Annotated in this window: 18 protein-coding genes; 7 read left to right on the top strand and 11 right to left on the bottom strand. The window is 45.6% G+C overall.

What is annotated here, in order from left to right:
- Positions 1-40 precede the first annotated feature (40 nt).
- The 5 genes from GO620_RS03540 to GO620_RS03520 are packed head-to-tail and all read left to right on the top strand — an operon-like array spanning position 41 to position 6,862.
- A complete protein-coding gene (locus tag GO620_RS03540; RefSeq protein ID WP_157526395.1) occupies positions 41-1,315 on the top strand; it encodes an efflux RND transporter permease subunit in 1,275 nt (424 codons plus the stop codon).
- Positions 1,312-3,204, top strand: a complete 1,893-nt coding sequence (locus GO620_RS03535) for an efflux RND transporter permease subunit (RefSeq protein WP_157526393.1) — start codon at positions 1,312-1,314, stop codon at positions 3,202-3,204. The genes GO620_RS03540 and GO620_RS03535 overlap by 4 nt, the downstream gene beginning before the upstream one ends.
- Positions 3,204-4,427, top strand: a complete 1,224-nt coding sequence (locus GO620_RS03530) for a TolC family protein (RefSeq protein WP_157526391.1) — start codon at positions 3,204-3,206, stop codon at positions 4,425-4,427. Before GO620_RS03535 ends, GO620_RS03530 begins: the two co-directional genes overlap by 1 nt.
- Complete coding sequence (locus GO620_RS03525) at positions 4,414-5,661, top strand: HlyD family efflux transporter periplasmic adaptor subunit (protein WP_183549011.1); 1,248 nt, start codon at positions 4,414-4,416, stop codon at positions 5,659-5,661. Before GO620_RS03530 ends, GO620_RS03525 begins: the two co-directional genes overlap by 14 nt.
- On the top strand, positions 5,654-6,862 hold the full coding sequence (locus GO620_RS03520) for an efflux RND transporter periplasmic adaptor subunit (RefSeq protein WP_157526387.1): 1,209 nt from the start codon (positions 5,654-5,656) through the stop codon (positions 6,860-6,862). Before GO620_RS03525 ends, GO620_RS03520 begins: the two co-directional genes overlap by 8 nt.
- Positions 6,863-6,870: 8 nt before the next feature.
- On the opposite strand, the gene GO620_RS03515 is transcribed toward GO620_RS03520, so the two are convergent.
- The 8 genes from GO620_RS03515 to GO620_RS03480 form a co-directional block, all read right to left on the bottom strand.
- A complete protein-coding gene (locus GO620_RS03515; protein ID WP_157526385.1) occupies positions 6,871-7,515 on the bottom strand; it encodes a metallophosphoesterase family protein in 645 nt (214 codons plus the stop codon).
- Between the two features lies 1 nt (position 7,516).
- The gene (locus GO620_RS03510; protein WP_157526383.1) at positions 7,517-8,275 is read right to left on the bottom strand and encodes a metallophosphoesterase family protein; all 759 of its coding nucleotides are present in this window, start codon (positions 8,273-8,275) and stop codon (positions 7,517-7,519) included.
- Positions 8,272-9,354: an ACR3 family arsenite efflux transporter gene (arsB, locus tag GO620_RS03505; protein ID WP_157526381.1), complete on the bottom strand. Its 1,083-nt coding sequence runs from the start codon at positions 9,352-9,354 to the stop codon at positions 8,272-8,274. Before arsB ends, GO620_RS03510 begins: the two co-directional genes overlap by 4 nt.
- A gap of 43 nt (positions 9,355-9,397) precedes the next feature.
- Entirely contained in the window at positions 9,398-10,024 is a 627-nt protein-coding gene (locus tag GO620_RS03500; protein WP_157526379.1) for a hypothetical protein, read from the bottom strand.
- A gap of 63 nt (positions 10,025-10,087) precedes the next feature.
- A complete protein-coding gene (locus tag GO620_RS03495) occupies positions 10,088-10,510 on the bottom strand; it encodes an arsenate reductase ArsC (protein WP_157526377.1) in 423 nt (140 codons plus the stop codon).
- A complete protein-coding gene (gene arsN2, locus GO620_RS03490; RefSeq protein WP_157526375.1) occupies positions 10,507-10,932 on the bottom strand; it encodes an arsenic resistance N-acetyltransferase ArsN2 in 426 nt (141 codons plus the stop codon). Before arsN2 ends, GO620_RS03495 begins: the two co-directional genes overlap by 4 nt.
- A gap of 10 nt (positions 10,933-10,942) precedes the next feature.
- Positions 10,943-11,515, bottom strand: a complete 573-nt coding sequence (locus GO620_RS03485; RefSeq protein WP_157526373.1) for a DUF6428 family protein — start codon at positions 11,513-11,515, stop codon at positions 10,943-10,945.
- 53 nt (positions 11,516-11,568) lie between these two features.
- Positions 11,569-11,898: an ArsR/SmtB family transcription factor gene (locus GO620_RS03480; protein ID WP_157526371.1), complete on the bottom strand. Its 330-nt coding sequence runs from the start codon at positions 11,896-11,898 to the stop codon at positions 11,569-11,571.
- A gap of 85 nt (positions 11,899-11,983) precedes the next feature.
- On the opposite strand from GO620_RS03480, the gene GO620_RS03475 reads away from it, so the two are divergent.
- Both GO620_RS03475 and GO620_RS03470 read left to right on the top strand, forming a co-directional pair.
- A complete protein-coding gene (locus GO620_RS03475) occupies positions 11,984-12,607 on the top strand; it encodes an ankyrin repeat domain-containing protein (RefSeq protein ID WP_157526369.1) in 624 nt (207 codons plus the stop codon).
- Between the two features lie 3 nt (positions 12,608-12,610).
- Positions 12,611-13,024 carry a bleomycin resistance protein gene (locus tag GO620_RS03470; RefSeq protein WP_157526367.1) on the top strand — a complete coding sequence of 138 codons (414 nt, stop codon included), beginning with the start codon at positions 12,611-12,613 and terminating at the stop codon, positions 13,022-13,024.
- 1 nt (position 13,025) lies between these two features.
- Here GO620_RS03470 and GO620_RS17350 read toward each other — a convergent pair whose 3' ends face one another.
- Genes GO620_RS17350 through GO620_RS03460 form a run of 3 tightly spaced genes read right to left on the bottom strand, consistent with a single transcriptional unit; the run spans position 13,026 to position 14,229 of the window.
- Positions 13,026-13,241 (bottom strand): GDCCVxC domain-containing (seleno)protein, encoded by a 216-nt coding sequence (locus GO620_RS17350; protein WP_166584882.1) that lies wholly within the window; start codon positions 13,239-13,241, stop codon positions 13,026-13,028.
- A gap of 2 nt (positions 13,242-13,243) precedes the next feature.
- The gene (merTP, locus tag GO620_RS03465; RefSeq protein WP_157526365.1) at positions 13,244-13,846 is read right to left on the bottom strand and encodes a mercuric transport protein MerTP; all 603 of its coding nucleotides are present in this window, start codon (positions 13,844-13,846) and stop codon (positions 13,244-13,246) included.
- The gene (locus tag GO620_RS03460; protein WP_394367170.1) at positions 13,843-14,229 is read right to left on the bottom strand and encodes an ArsR/SmtB family transcription factor; all 387 of its coding nucleotides are present in this window, start codon (positions 14,227-14,229) and stop codon (positions 13,843-13,845) included. The genes merTP and GO620_RS03460 overlap by 4 nt, the downstream gene beginning before the upstream one ends.
- Positions 14,230-14,405: the final 176 nt, after the last annotated feature.

Here is a 14,405-nt window from a genome sequence, read left to right as displayed (position 1 = left end):
CCCTCCGCTGTTTGGCGGAGGGTTGATTAAAGCAATTAAGATGATAAACCAATTGATCAGCCTGTCCTTAAAAAACAGGTATATCGTACTGCTGATCGCCATTGCCCTGTTTGCGTGGGGGGCTTATGCGGTCAAACAAAATCCGATTGACGCCATACCCGACCTGTCGGACAACCAGGTGATCGTTTTTACCGAATGGCAAGGGCGCAGCCCGCAGATCATGGAAGACCAGGTAACCTATCCGTTGGTTAGTAACCTGCAAGGTATCCCAAAAGTAAAAGCCATTCGTGCGACCTCTATGTTCGGGATGAGCTTTGTGTACATCGTTTTTGAGGATAAAGCCGATGTGTACTGGGCGCGTAGCCGGGTATTGGAAAGACTAAACTACGCACAGCGTTTATTGCCGGAAGGCATTACACCCACATTGGGGCCGGATGGCACAGGCGTCGGCCATGTGCTTTGGTACACGCTCGACGCCAAAGGCATGGATCTGGGCGAACAGCGCGCCCTACAGGACTGGTATGTGAAATTAGGCCTGCAAACCGTATCCGGTGTAAGCGAAGTGGCCTCTTTTGGCGGCTTTGAAAAGCAATACCAGGTCAGCATCGATCCGCACAAGCTGAATTATTACAACATATCCTTAGCGCAGGTGCTTAAAGCGGTTAAAAGCAATAACAATGATGTGGGCGGGCGTAAGTTTGAAATGAACGGCACCGGCTATATCGTTCGCGGCCTGGGCTATATTAAAAGCTTAGCGGATGTCGAGAACATGCCTATCGGTGTGATCAATGCTATACCAGTTAAGATCAAAGATGTGGCCACCGTTCAAATGGGCGGCGATGAACGTCTGGGTATCTTTGACCGGAATGGCGACGGAGAAGCCGTAGGTGGTATCGTCGTGATGCGCTATGGTGAAAATGCCGACAAAGTTATCCATGCCGTTAAGGATAAGATGGCCGATATTCAAAAAGGCTTGCCTGCGGGTGTAACGTTCAAGATCGCTTATGACCGCAGCGAACTCATTGAAAGCGCGGTTAATTCAGTGAAACATACGCTGATAGAAGAAATGGTCACCGTATCCATTATTGTCATCCTGTTCCTATTTAGCTGGCGAAGCGCTTTAAGTATCATTATTCAGATACCCATTACCATTGCTGCCAGCTTCATTTTGTTAAACTTCTTTGGTATCAGTTCTAATATTATGTCCTTAACAGGTATCGCTTTAGCTATCGGGGTTATCGTGGATAATGGCATCGTCATGGTCGAAAACTCGCACCGGAATTTATCCATCGCCCAACAACAAGAAAAATCATGACCACAGCAGAAAGAATAAAGATCATTGAAGCCTCCTGCAAGCAGGTTGGCCGTGGCGTGTTTTTCTCTACGCTCATCATCGTCGCGTCCTTCCTGCCGGTTTTTTTACTGGAGGGACAGGAAGGCAAATTGTTCGGCCCTTTAGCCTGGACAAAAACATTTATACTGGCCATTGACGCCATACTTGCAGTGACATTAGCGCCTGTTCTCATCTCTTTCTTTCTGAAAGGGAAGTTAAGGACGGACGACCATAACCCGCTGAACCGTGGCCTGGAAAGGGTTTATCGCCCGGTACTGGATTGGTGCGTGACCTGGCGTAAAACAACCATAGGTATCAATATCATTGCTTTAGTAATTAGCATACCCTTATTGCTTTCTTTAGGCAGCGAGTTTATGCCGCCACTGGATGAGGGAACGATCCTCTTTATGCCGGTTACCCAGCCGGACGTCTCCAATGCCCAGGCCAAACAGGTTTTACAGGTACAGGACAAGATCATTAAAAGCGTACCTGAAGTTGCTAACGTTTTGGGCAAAGCCGGGCGGGCGAATACCGCTACCGATAATTCACCGATCAGCATGACAGAAACCATTATCCTGTTGAAACCAAGGGAAGCATGGCGAAAAGGGATTAAGAAGGAAGATATTATTAATGAGCTGAATGCCAAACTGCAAATTCCCGGTGTGGTGAACGGCTGGACACAGCCTATCATCAACCGTATCAATATGTTGTCTACGGGTATCCGCACGGATGTGGGGCTAAAAGTTTACGGCCAGAACCTGGACACCATCAACACACTTGCAAATCAGATGAAGCAGGCTTTGAACGGCTTGAACGGCGTCAAAGACCTCTATGTTGACCCGATAACCGGCGGCAAATACCTGGATATCCAGGTCAATAAAGAAGCAATCGGTCGTTACGGTTTAAGCGCGGATGATGTCAATGAAGTCGTGGAAAGCGCCATAGGCGGCATGAACCTGACCAGGACAATTGAAGGCAGGCAGCGATTTAGCGTCAATGTCCGCTTTGCGCAGGATTACCGCAACAACCTGGATGCTATCAAACGCACGCTCGTACAAACGTCCGGCTATGGCCCCATACCACTATCATCCGTGGCGGATATCAGGATCAGCAATGGCCCGGCCATGATCCAATCGGAAAATGCTTTATTACGGGGCACCGTATTGTTTAACGTACGTGACCGTGACCTGGGCAGTACCGTCAAAGAAGCCCAGGACAGGTTGAATGCGATGGTTAAAACTTTACCAAAGGGCTATTATATCGAATGGAGCGGCCAGTATGAGAATTTGATCCGGGCAGAGCATACCTTGAAGCTGATACTGCCGATTGTCCTCCTTATCATTTTTGCCTGCCTGTACTTTGCTTTCCATTCTATCCGGGAAGCATTTTTTAGCCTGATCTCCATTCCTTTTGCCCTCATTGGCGGGGCTTATATGGTTTACTTCTTCGGCGTGCATTTATCTGTCGCAGTTGCGGTTGGCTTTATCGCCTTGTTTGGCATCGCTGTAGAAACGGGCATCGTGATGGTCATATACCTGAACGATGCCATGCAACAAATGGTCGCCCTGAAGGGCAACAGTAAAGAAACGATCACTAAATCTGATTTAAGGGAATATGTGATGAACGGCGCAGTAAAACGCCTGCGGCCAAAATTGATGACCGTTTGCGTGGCGTTATTTGGTTTAGTACCGGTGCTGTGGGCAACCGGGACAGGCAGCGATGTCATGTTACCCATCGTATTGCCGATGATCGGCGGGGTATTAACTTCTTCCACACATATCTTGCTCGTCACACCGCTTATCTTTTTGATGGTAAAGGAATATGAGTTGAAGAAATATGGCAAACTGGAAGTATTGGAGGTAAAGGAATAATGAAAAAGTATTATATTATATTAACGGCGTTGTTAGGTCTGGCCGGCTTTGCACAAGCACAGCGCTTCCCTTTAGACAGCGTGACCGCCCGTGTAAGCACCAACCCGGCCTTGCAGGCTTATGATGCCAAAGGCAGCGCACAGAATGCTTATGCTACGGGGGCAAGGAGTTTGGATGCCCCTAAGATCAGCGCAGGCCAGTACCAGGTGCCTTACCAGCTGAACCCCAGCGGCGGCTCATTTATGGTACAGGCAGAGCAAATGTTTACCAACCCGGCCAAGCTAAAAGCCAAAGAAGATTATATGAAAGGCCAGTCACAGGTAACGGCAGCCGATAAGGGCTTTCTCAAAAATCAACTCATTTCCCAGGCCAAACAATACTATTATGAACGCGTGGTTTTGGAAAAGAAACTGGCCCTGTTACAGCACACCAAAGAATTACTGGATTATATGCTCAAAGATGCCAATATCCGGCTAACCTATAGCAAGGAGAAGCTGCCGAACATCTATAAGGCCAAGGCAGAGCTTTTTCAACTGGACAACGTCCGTGAGCAGTTGACCAACGATATCAGCCAGAAGAATATCATGCTCAATACCTTGATGAACCGGGATAAACAAGCCGCTTTTTCGGTGGACACTACTATCATTTTAAAAGATTACGAAACCATCATAACGGACACCGCCCGCCTTGCTGCCGGCCGGAGCGATATTAAAGGGATCAACCGCAATATTGACCTGCAACAATTAAATGCAAAAATGGAGTATGCCAAACGCAAACCCGATTTTGGCATTCAGGCGGGACATATGCAAAGTTACGGCGGGTTTGCGAATCAATATATTTTAATGGGTACCGTAACCATTCCAATTGTGCCCTGGGCAGCTAAGGAATACAAAGCGAACCTTAAAGGTATCCGCTATGAGGTGGAGGAACTGCAACAGAAAAAACTGGATATCCTCAACCAGGCACAAGGTCAACTCGCGGCATTAAGAACGGATATGGGCAGCAAAAAAAGGCAGTTGAAAAACTATGAACAGAACATCATACCCGCTTTGCAAAATAGCTATAAAACGGCACTGCTGGCCTATGACCAAAATACAGGCGATCTCCCGTCGGTTTTAGATGGTATCAAAAGCCTGCAAACCGTACGCATGGAGGCTTTAGACCGATTACAGGAATTGTTAACGTTACAGGTAGCTTATGAAAGGGAATATGAAAGCAATTAAAATCCTCCTGATCGCTTTTGTGGCCGTCATGAGCGCCTGCACGAATCCAAAAACGACTGCTGTCGCGAACCAGGCAAAAAGCGAAGTCAAATACACCTGCCCGATGCACCCGCAGGTACTCGAAGATCATCCCGGTAGTTGCCCGATCTGCGGCATGACGCTGGTTAAAAAATCTGGACAGGCCAGTGAAGGTGCCGGCATTAGTTTAAATACCGTGCTTCAACCGGTCAATTCTACGGTCGTTTCTTCGGTTAAGACGATTACACCCGAGCAAAAAGAAGTACCAACCACAATTTCGGCGGACGGTTACCTTGATTTTGATACGCGGACGTTCAATAATATCGCCTCTCGCTTTTCAGGGCGCATTGAAAAGCTTTACATCAAATATGCCTTTCAGGAAATCCACCAAGGTCAGCGCATTTTCGACATTTACAGCCCGGAAATGGTAACGGCTCAACAAGACCTGCTCTACCTCAGCAAAAATTCACCTGCGGAAACAGCCTTGCTGAATGCAGCCAAACAAAAGCTATTGTTACAGGGCATGACCTATGAACAGGTGAAGCAGGTCATAAAAAGCGGTAAGCCGTATTACAGCCTGCCGGTTTACAGTCCTTATGAAGGCCATGTACATGATATGCCGCATGGCCAGATGGGCAGCACGGCAGATACGCGCCCAGTAACGGAGTTTGCTAATAACCTGCCTTTAGCCATCAAGGAGGGCATGTATGTCCAAAAGGGGCAAACCTTGTTCAATGTGGTTAACCCGCATCAGTTATGGGCGATCATCAAAATTGACCCTTCGGATATGGCGGCTTTAAAATTGAACCAGCCGGTTAAGATCACGTTACCCGATCTGCCGGGCAAAAAGATCAGCTGCAAGGTGAACTTCATTGAACCTGTTCTACAGAATGGAGATAAGACGACAAGCATCAGGGTTTACCTCGACAACATGGATCACAATCTAAAAGTAAACAGCCTACTTAAAGCCGAAATCCAAACCGGGCGGACTAACGGCTTGTGGATACCGCGTTCTGCTGTTATTGATCTGGGCCGGACACAGATCGTATGGCTGAAACAAGGAGCAGCATATCAGGCAATTCAGGTAAGCACCGGTGCGATAACTAACAATCAAATACAAGTGACAAAAGGTTTAACTGCTACTGATACCTTGGCAGCAAACGCCCAATATTTAACCGACAGCGAAAGCTTTATTAAAACGGAAAGTCATGACTAAATTGAAAATTTTATTGCTGCTCTTAATTTTAGTAGCGACTGCGTGCAAGCAAAAACCGCAGCAAGTAGTTCAGCAGCAAACCAAAGCTTATTATACCTGTTCCATGCACCCCCAGATACATGAGGATCATCCTGGTAATTGCCCGGTTTGCGGCATGAAACTGATCAAAGTGGAACTTACCGGCTCAGGTAACACCGCATCAGATAAACTCACCCTGACAGCAACGCAGATTGAATTGGCCGGAATCCGAACCGATACCGTGCGCGAACAAAATACAGGTAATGAAAAAACGCTCACTGGCACAGTAACCACTAATGAAAACACAGCTGCCGAATTGAGTGCAAGAATAGCGGGCCGGGTACAGCAGCTATTCGTAAGAACCGTTGGAGAAAAAGTCGACGTCGGGCAACCCGTGTATGCTTTATATAGCGAGGATTTGCAGGAAGCGGAAAAGGAATACCTGTTGGCTAAACAGCAGCAAAAGCTTTTACATAATCCTGATGTAGACTACCTACAACTGATCAGCGCCGCTGAAAATAAACTCAAATTATGGGGTTTAACCGCCGCACAGATCAATAAGCTGGCCGCTTCAAACAAAGTAGCTGCTACAACCACCGTATTAAGTCAAGTCAGTGGAACTGTAAGCGAAATAGCGGTGCACGAGGGAGATTATGTGACTGAGGGGATGATGGTATTGAAAACTCAGGCATTGAACAGCTTATGGGTGGAAGCCCAGTTATACGCCGGTGAGGCCGGGAGCTATAAATTAAATGATCGGGTAAGCGTCTCCTTTCCTGATCTGAATGGACAAGTAATCAATGGCAAGGTAGCGTTCATTAACCCTGAATTATCGGATGCGTCCAAAGTTGATCTGATCCGCGTCAGCATTCCTAATCCACAGGGGCTGATCCGGCCGGGTATGCTGGCTTATATTTCACTTGGTGGTAATGGTGCACGTTCGTTAGCTGTTCCGACATCTGCGGTATTAAGTGACGGCAAAGGCAGTAAGGTATGGGTAAAAAATGCAGAAGGCAGCTTTTCACCAAGGATGATTAAACCTGGCCAAGCCAATCAAAACTATGTGCAAGTGCTATCCGGCTTAGATGCAGGTGCCATTGTCGTTACCAATGGAGCCTATTTATTGAACAGCGAAGCGACCTTCAAGAACGGGAATGATAACATGGCTGGCATGAAAATGTAAGTCGATCTCTAATAAGCTTTTCGTAACCTGTCCGCCAACTCGTCCGGTAAGGGGCTTGCTTCAACAGCGTTAGCGGCTCTTTCTATATCGTACGCAAATCTGATAAATTCAACCTTGATACTGTCTTCTATAGTTAATAGCACGTAACAACCGTCGGGGTTGCCATCTTTGGGTTTGCCGACCGAGCCGATATTAACGACATGTTTTTCGCCAATGATCCGGTGGTATGGTAAGTGCGAATGGCCTACGCAAAGCACATCGGCTTTTGCTTCACTCATCATCCCCAGCACATAGCTTTCATCCAGGTCTTCGAGTACGTATTCATTAATGCTACGAATGCTACCGTGTGCCAGTACAATATTCACGTTTGAATATTCGAGCCTGATATGAGCCGGTAACGTATTTAGGTAAGCGCGGTTATCAGACGACACCAATTCATAGGCATGCCCTTTTATTTTTTGGTCGTGATTGCCTGCTAAAGTAGCGATACCACGATTACGTATTTGCGCAATGACTTCATTCGGCCAGATGTTATAACCAATCATATCGCCTAAGCAATAAACCGCATCAACTTTACGGCTACCCAGGTCGGTCAAAAACGCTTCAAATGCCGGTAGGTTGGCGTGTATATCTGAAAAAAGTGCAATCCTCATCTTAACCGTTCTTTAACATGTCTGCGTACTCGTTAGGTAGGGGGCTATCCTCAACCGCTTTCGCTGCTTTTTCAATATCATAATCAAAGCGGATAAACTCAACCTGGATGCTATCCTTAGTTGTTTTAGAACTATGCTCGTTGATATGCAATAACACATAACCGCCACGCGGGTCTTTATCTTTCGGCTTACCTACGGAACCGATATTGATAGCGTGATAAAACTGGTCATTCGCTGTCAGTATTCGGTGGTATGGCTGATGGGTATGGCCAAAGCATAGCACGTCCGCATCCGCAGTTTCCATAATGCGCAGCATGCTCTTTTCGTCCCGGTCTTCAAACAAGTACTCGTTCACTTTACGGGGACTGCCATGTACGAACATTACATTAAGCTTGTCGCCATTCAGTTGGTATTCTAACCTGATATGTGCTGGCAGTGTACGCAAATAAGCGCGCTGTTCATCTTTTATAACTTCGTTGGTATAAGCGATTGATACTTTACCTAAAGCCTTCTCCTCGTCTGTTTTATAGGCGCAGCCACAATCATCGCTATGTCTGCCGATACCAAAGTCGTAATTACCGGTTATGCACGGAATATTACGCTTACGTATTTCATCGATCACTTCGTTTGGCCAGATATTATAACCTACCAAATCACCGAGGCAATAAATGGCATCAGGTTGTTGTTTTTCTACGTCGGCAAAGAACGCCTCCAGCGCAGGCAGGTTGGCGTGTATATCAGAGAAAAGGGCTATTTTCATTTAGCTACAGATAATGGTTTGTTATAATATTTCTTACGGAAGTAAAAGGCCAGGTTCACTAAAGCGATCAGGGCAGGTACTTCAACGAGCGGGCCGATCACGCCAGCAAAAGCTTCACCTGAATTGATACCGAACACGCCGATGGCTACGGCAATAGCCAGTTCAAAGTTATTGCCGGTTGCCGTAAAGGCGATAGATGTAGAACGCGAGTAATCCGCACCGAACGACTTGCCAATAAAAAAGCTCAGCACGAACATAATCGTAAAGTAGATCACGAGCGGTAATGCTATACGAAGCACATCAAAAGGGATCTGCACGATCAGGTTACCTTTCAAACTGAACATCACAACGATGGTGAACAGCAAAGCAATCAGGGTGATCGGTGAGATAAAAGGCACATATTTGGTTTGGAACCATTCTTCACCTTTTAGTTTGATCAGCGTATAACGGCTGATGACACCCGCAGCGAAAGGGATGCCCAGGTAGATACCGACGCTTTTGGCGATCTCCCCAATTGTAATATTCACAGCCAAACCTTTCAGGCCGAACAATGGCGGTAATACCGTAATAAACAAGTACGCATAAACGCTATACAATAGCACCTGGAAGATACTGTTTAAAGCGATAAGGCCAGCAGCATATTCACGGTTACCTTCGGCTAGTTCATTCCAAACCACCACCATCGCAATACAGCGGGCAAGGCCGATCAGGATCAACCCAACCATATAGGCAGGATGGTCGCGCAGCAAAGTGATAGCCAGAACAAACATAAGAACCGGCCCAATGATCCAGTTGAGGATAAGTGATGCGCTCAATACTTTGGTGTCTTTAAACACTTCGCCCATGTTCTCGTATTTCACTTTTGCCAGTGGCGGATACATCATCAGGATGAGACCAATAGCCAAAGGAATATTGGTCGTTCCGCTGGAAAACGAATTGATGAAAGTGGACGACGAGGGAATGAAATAACCTACGGCTACCCCAATGGCCATGGCCAGGAATATCCAAAGCGTTAGATAGCTATCGAGGAAACTTAGTTTTTTACGTTCGGCCACCGGGGCACAATTGTTTGCTGACATAATTGATTGCGTATATCGGGTTTTAATGTGAATTGAATATTAATTATTTCCAGTTTTCTTTGAATTTAGAAGCGGCAAAAAGCATTTCTGCGGTCACCAATTTAGCCTGTGCCTCGTATTGTTCATCAGTTGCATCCGCAGCCAATGGCGCATATTGTAATTTCACCGCAAACTTATCTTTGCTGGCCAGCAGCGATGCCGAACTTTCCTGCGCCAGTACGTGAATAACTTGCGGATTAGATGCTGTAGTTTCTAATGTTACCGAACCGCCCTGGTCGTTGTATTTGATTTCATTGCCGTTTACTTTAAAGCCAAGTTTTGCCAATGCGGGTGCAACTTTCGCAGAGGTTGCCGAACCTGCCAAGACAATCTTAACATCGTTTATACCGTAAGAAGCCAGTGCTGCTTTTAATACCGCCATCGCTACAGGCGCACTAAAACCGTCATCGCCCAAAAATTCCACGATCACCGGCTGTTTCCGGGCCCTGGTCGTTATTCCCAACTGTTGTATGCCACCAAGTACATCCTGACGATCATAAGTGACAGCGTTACTCTTTTTGAGCAGTTTGAATGACTGTGCCAGTTCTGGAAAAACAGGTTCACCCACAGGGGCGAAAGCGGAACTTACTACCAGTAAAGCCGCTAAAAATACAAAGGAAAATTGTTTCATGATTTAGTTTTTAAGATTAATTGGTTTATTGCTATTTAACGATAGAATTGGTTAAAAAAACAGTTAGTTAACGTGTTCATTTACAAAGTCAGCAGCATAAACTTTGATCATATCCCTCACACGGCGAAACTCATTTATTACTTGTTCGGGTGTGCCGGTTGCTTTGGCCGGATCAGGAAAATTCTCATGGAAACGTTCTACCTTGCCGGGAAAGAACGGACAAGCTTCGTTCGCATTATCACAAACGGTGATCACCTGATCGAATGAGATAGCCTGATACTCATCCACGTGATTAGAGGTATGCCCGGAAATATCGATATGATCCTCAGCCATTACTTGCACAGCTTTGGGATTGACACCATGTGTTTCGATACCCGCACTGTAAACGTTGGCTTTATCGCCTGCAAAGTAACGAAGGTAACCTTCAGCTAACTGACTGCGGCAGCTGTTACCGGTGCAAAGCACTAATATATTTTTCTTGCTCATAATGTTTTTTTCATCACTATTGCCGACACCGGACAAACATGGCTAAATTCAGTTGATTGCTGTATTTCTTGGGGCACTTCGACCCTCGTTATTCGAACAAAGCCTTTCCGTTCAAAGTAATCAGGCGCGGTTTCCGTTAAGAGGTACAAAGCCGATAAGCCTTTAAGTTTACTCACTTTATCCAGCCGTGCCAGCACTTTGGCTGCTATCCCTGTTCCGCGATAGTCTGATTGGGTGGCTAAAGACCGAAGCAAGCCGAACTTCCCGTAAACTTCAACGCCACCAACTCCTACGACTGAACCATCTTGAATGGCTACGATAAAGTTGTCGAGTGTTTTTGGCAGATCTGCTACTGGCAGATTTTCAGCTGCCAGCAGTTCGATCACTTTATCTTTATAGGGTTGGGCCTCGTCGAGTATCATCTTTAATTTATTAGCAGCAGCCGCCACCTGGTGTGCAGCAAGCTTCAGCAGGAGCAGCAGCGAGGTTCACTAATTGTATTTTCGGTTTTTCGGCAACGGCAGGTGCACAGCATTCTTCACCGTTATCGTTCGTACCACAACTGCCACCACGGCTTATTGCTTTGCATTGTACTGCATCTGGGCGCAGGTCAACTGTTAAAGCGTTGCCATCAATGATCATTTCATTAGGAAACATCTGGCGGGTATCAAATTCGGAATTGCCGAATTCAATCTTCACCGTACCGTTCGGATTAAGCGGCAGCATTTTTTCAACAATATCAACGATTGATAAGGCCTTAGCAACTTTCATGGAGCGTAGCTGTTGCTCGCCTTCAGGAACCCATAGCTGGACGATGATCTCTGTCCAGGCATTCATTACACCACCACAGTCAACGGATGTAATCGGCGCTTGCTTAATTTCGGTGATATGGTAGGCCGCATCAACTAATTTGCCTTCTGCGTATTGAAATTGCAGGTCAAGATCAGGATGCTGTAATAAGGTATCTTTAAAGGTTTTCCAGTTAATCGCTTCTGCTTTATTCATGGCTTTCTATTTATTTAATATTGTAATATTACGATGGATGTATTCAAATTTTTTTAACAGCAGGTCGCTTTCACATCAAAGGCGGAAAAAAAACTGCCCATCTGTTCTTTTAGCTCGTTCCAAACCGGTGGATTAATACAGTAACAAACGCTAACGCCTTCAATGGTGCCTTGTATCAAACCGGCGTTCTTCAGTTCTTTTAAATGCTGTGAAATGGTCGGCTGCGCTAAACCCAGTTCATCCACCAGGTCGCCGCAGATACAGGTATTCGATTTAATGATCTCCTGTAAAATAGCGATACGTGCAGGATGCGCAATGGCTTTCAGCATCACAGCTAACCTGTTTTGTTCGTCGGTGAATATTTCTGTTTTTGTTAAGCCCATTGTTTATATTGCAATATTACGATTAATATTCAATAGCAAGAAACAAATTATCAAAATTTAATTAGCTTTGGGATAATGATATAAAATGCAAGCCAGCGAATTATATAAATTAGTTAACCAGGTGGATCTTGTGTCGTTGAGAACGGTACTTGAGGGCGACCCAAGCCTGGCTAATGGGGGTATTCCGTGCAGCGATGCTCAGCCGGAGATGAAAGGCCATCCTTTGCATCGGCTATGTGATTTGGTTTTTGCTAAGATCATTACTGAAGAAAAAGCTATTGAAATAGCAAAAATCTTACTTGAGTTTAATGCTGACATTAATGGTTATCAATCAAAAGGCGATAACAACACCCCATTGCTCGCGGCAGCAAGCCTCCACGCGGAGAAATTAGGAATATTCTACATTGAGCAGGGTGCGGATTTTTCTTACACCGATCATGACGGGGCCACGGCCTTGCATTGGGCGGCTTTTTGCGGAAGGGATCAATTAGTTGAAGTATTAATTGCAAAAGGAGCAAATATTGATCAACCCGATATCACCTTCAACTCCACACCGATAGGCTGGGCAGTACACACATTAACTTCCGGTGACAATGGTAACCAGTACCATCAGATCAATTGCATTCAACTGCTGTTGAAAGCGGGTGCGGATAAAACAAAACTGGATGCGGATACAATAGCTTATGTTAATACTTTAGCGGCGGTTTAAACGATGACAAAATTAAAAGGAAGCATCCCGGCTTTACCTGTGGTAAACATTCCCGAAGCTGTAGCTTTCTATGAAGGTAAAATGGGTTTTAAAGCGCGGCATCAAGAAGATCGCTTTGCTATTTTAACGCGTGATGGTTTAGATATACACCTTTGGGCGGCTTGCGACCACGATTGGCGATATAAGTTCTGGCTCGTTTTACGGCCCGTCAGTACCGGTGCGGAAAGTTTTTTGGCAGGCACTGCTAGTTGCCGAATAGAAGTAACCGGGATCGATGAACTTTACGAGGAGATGAAAGCCAGTGGCGTAATCTATAACGCCGAAACAGTAGTAGAAGATCAGCCCTGGGGCAACCGTGATTTTCCCACACTTGACCTGCATGGTAACCTGATCACTTTTTTTGAGATCGTAAACTAACTTAGCCGCAGCAGGAAGTACCTTGCTGTATAGGCGGGCATTTTACGGTTCCATAGCTGCAAAAAACACAGCAATCACCAGCCAGCGGCTTTAGTCGGGCTTTACAGCTTTCACATTCGTAAAAATACTGACAGGCATCTGTCGGCATTTCTTCTTCTTTTTGAAAGCCACAGTTAGGACACATAATTACCGAATTGAGTTGGATGGTAGCAGCCATATTTAATTGTTTTTGATGAGCGTTGGCTGATAGCCTATTGCTTTGATTTTATGATCGATACTATCTGCATTGGTTTTGGCCGGATCGTATCGCACAATAGTTTGCGCTTTTTCAAACGATGTATTCGATGACGTCACACCGTATAGGCCCATTAATGAACCGTCAATATGTTTAGTGCAATCCGCGCAACCCATACCTTTAATATCTATACGAATGGACTTTAAGTTACCTTGCAAATCAACAAATTTTGTCTTCGGGGTCACTTTATAGATCATTGGGAAATAATAAGGGAAGGCCGTCAGTACCGCTGCGAACAGGGTAACGATCAACAGGAACTTTTTAGATTGCCAAAAGGAACGGTTGGCTGGTGTGCAGCAGTCTTTTTCTTTTATAGGCGTAAACACCAATTGCTCGTACCAGGCAAAAGCGAATACCAGTATCGTTATACCGATCAGATAAGGCCGGTAAGGTGCTATCCAATTAAAATAAGTAGCGGCGCTGCTTAAGCCGCCAAAGATGGATAACAAAGGCGCGATACAGCAAAGCGATCCGGCAATTGCAGCAAGCAAGCCACCTATCCAGCCTTTATGATCTGTTTTTTTCACGCTCTGACTTCGATTAAGGGTTCTTGTATAATCTGGAAGAATGGTTGGAGTAAGGTAATCTGCGAAGGGTCGACTGAATAGAAAACGGTTTGTCCCGACTTGCGTGATCGGATAACGCCACCATCCTTCAATTTGCGGAGGTGCTGCGACACTGCCGGGATCGTCATGTCAAGTATGTCGCTCAGATCGCAGGGGCATAATTCCTTCTCTTGTGTCAACAGGAATAAGATCTTCAAACGAACTTCATTACCTGCTAACGCCACCACTTGTGAAAGATCCGTAAAAGCCTGCTGATGTTCTTTTACCACATTACGGCAGATATTGATCTGCCTGCTGTCTGCAAATATCCGGGTGCAATTATCCATTGGGTCAAAGATAAGCATTTAAGCAACTGCTTAAATATATTTGACGTAATTTAATGGTTTTTTGTATATTTGTTTAGTCAATAGGGCGTGTTACCTATGTAACTACCTTAAACAACAAGAATAAAGGCAAATCATTGAAATACAGTGATTTAAGGAAATAGGTTCGAGCCCAGGTGGGCGCACAAAGCCCCTCA

This window comes from Mucilaginibacter ginkgonis (assembly GCF_009754905.2).
Taxonomy (GTDB): domain Bacteria; phylum Bacteroidota; class Bacteroidia; order Sphingobacteriales; family Sphingobacteriaceae; genus Mucilaginibacter; species Mucilaginibacter ginkgonis.
This window is presented reverse-complemented; position numbering and strand designations above follow the sequence as displayed.

What these genes read in the sequence shown, in the direction of transcription:
- GO620_RS03525 (WP_183549011.1), top strand. Translation starts at nt 4,414, where the DNA reads ATGAAAGCAATTAAAATCCTCCTGATCGCTTTTGTGGCCGTCATGAGC.
- arsB (WP_157526381.1), bottom strand. Translation starts at nt 9,354, where the DNA reads ATGTCAGCAAACAATTGTGCCCCGGTGGCCGAACGTAAAAAACTAAGT.
- GO620_RS17350 (WP_166584882.1), bottom strand. Translation starts at nt 13,241, where the DNA reads ATGGCTGCTACCATCCAACTCAATTCGGTAATTATGTGTCCTAACTGT.
- GO620_RS03470 (WP_157526367.1), top strand. Translation starts at nt 12,611, where the DNA reads ATGACAAAATTAAAAGGAAGCATCCCGGCTTTACCTGTGGTAAACATT.
- GO620_RS03535 (WP_157526393.1), top strand. Translation starts at nt 1,312, where the DNA reads ATGACCACAGCAGAAAGAATAAAGATCATTGAAGCCTCCTGCAAGCAG.
- GO620_RS03520 (WP_157526387.1), top strand. Translation starts at nt 5,654, where the DNA reads ATGACTAAATTGAAAATTTTATTGCTGCTCTTAATTTTAGTAGCGACT.
- GO620_RS03540 (WP_157526395.1), top strand. Translation starts at nt 41, where the DNA reads ATGATAAACCAATTGATCAGCCTGTCCTTAAAAAACAGGTATATCGTA.
- GO620_RS03475 (WP_157526369.1), top strand. Translation starts at nt 11,984, where the DNA reads ATGCAAGCCAGCGAATTATATAAATTAGTTAACCAGGTGGATCTTGTG.
- GO620_RS03500 (WP_157526379.1), bottom strand. Translation starts at nt 10,024, where the DNA reads ATGAAACAATTTTCCTTTGTATTTTTAGCGGCTTTACTGGTAGTAAGT.
- GO620_RS03485 (WP_157526373.1), bottom strand. Translation starts at nt 11,515, where the DNA reads ATGAATAAAGCAGAAGCGATTAACTGGAAAACCTTTAAAGATACCTTA.
- GO620_RS03460 (WP_394367170.1), bottom strand. Translation starts at nt 14,229, where the DNA reads ATGCTTATCTTTGACCCAATGGATAATTGCACCCGGATATTTGCAGAC.
- GO620_RS03530 (WP_157526391.1), top strand. Translation starts at nt 3,204, where the DNA reads ATGAAAAAGTATTATATTATATTAACGGCGTTGTTAGGTCTGGCCGGC.
- GO620_RS03480 (WP_157526371.1), bottom strand. Translation starts at nt 11,898, where the DNA reads ATGGGCTTAACAAAAACAGAAATATTCACCGACGAACAAAACAGGTTA.
- GO620_RS03510 (WP_157526383.1), bottom strand. Translation starts at nt 8,275, where the DNA reads ATGAAAATAGCCCTTTTCTCTGATATACACGCCAACCTGCCTGCGCTG.
- GO620_RS03515 (WP_157526385.1), bottom strand. Translation starts at nt 7,515, where the DNA reads ATGAGGATTGCACTTTTTTCAGATATACACGCCAACCTACCGGCATTT.
- GO620_RS03495 (WP_157526377.1), bottom strand. Translation starts at nt 10,510, where the DNA reads ATGAGCAAGAAAAATATATTAGTGCTTTGCACCGGTAACAGCTGCCGC.
- arsN2 (WP_157526375.1), bottom strand. Translation starts at nt 10,932, where the DNA reads ATGATACTCGACGAGGCCCAACCCTATAAAGATAAAGTGATCGAACTG.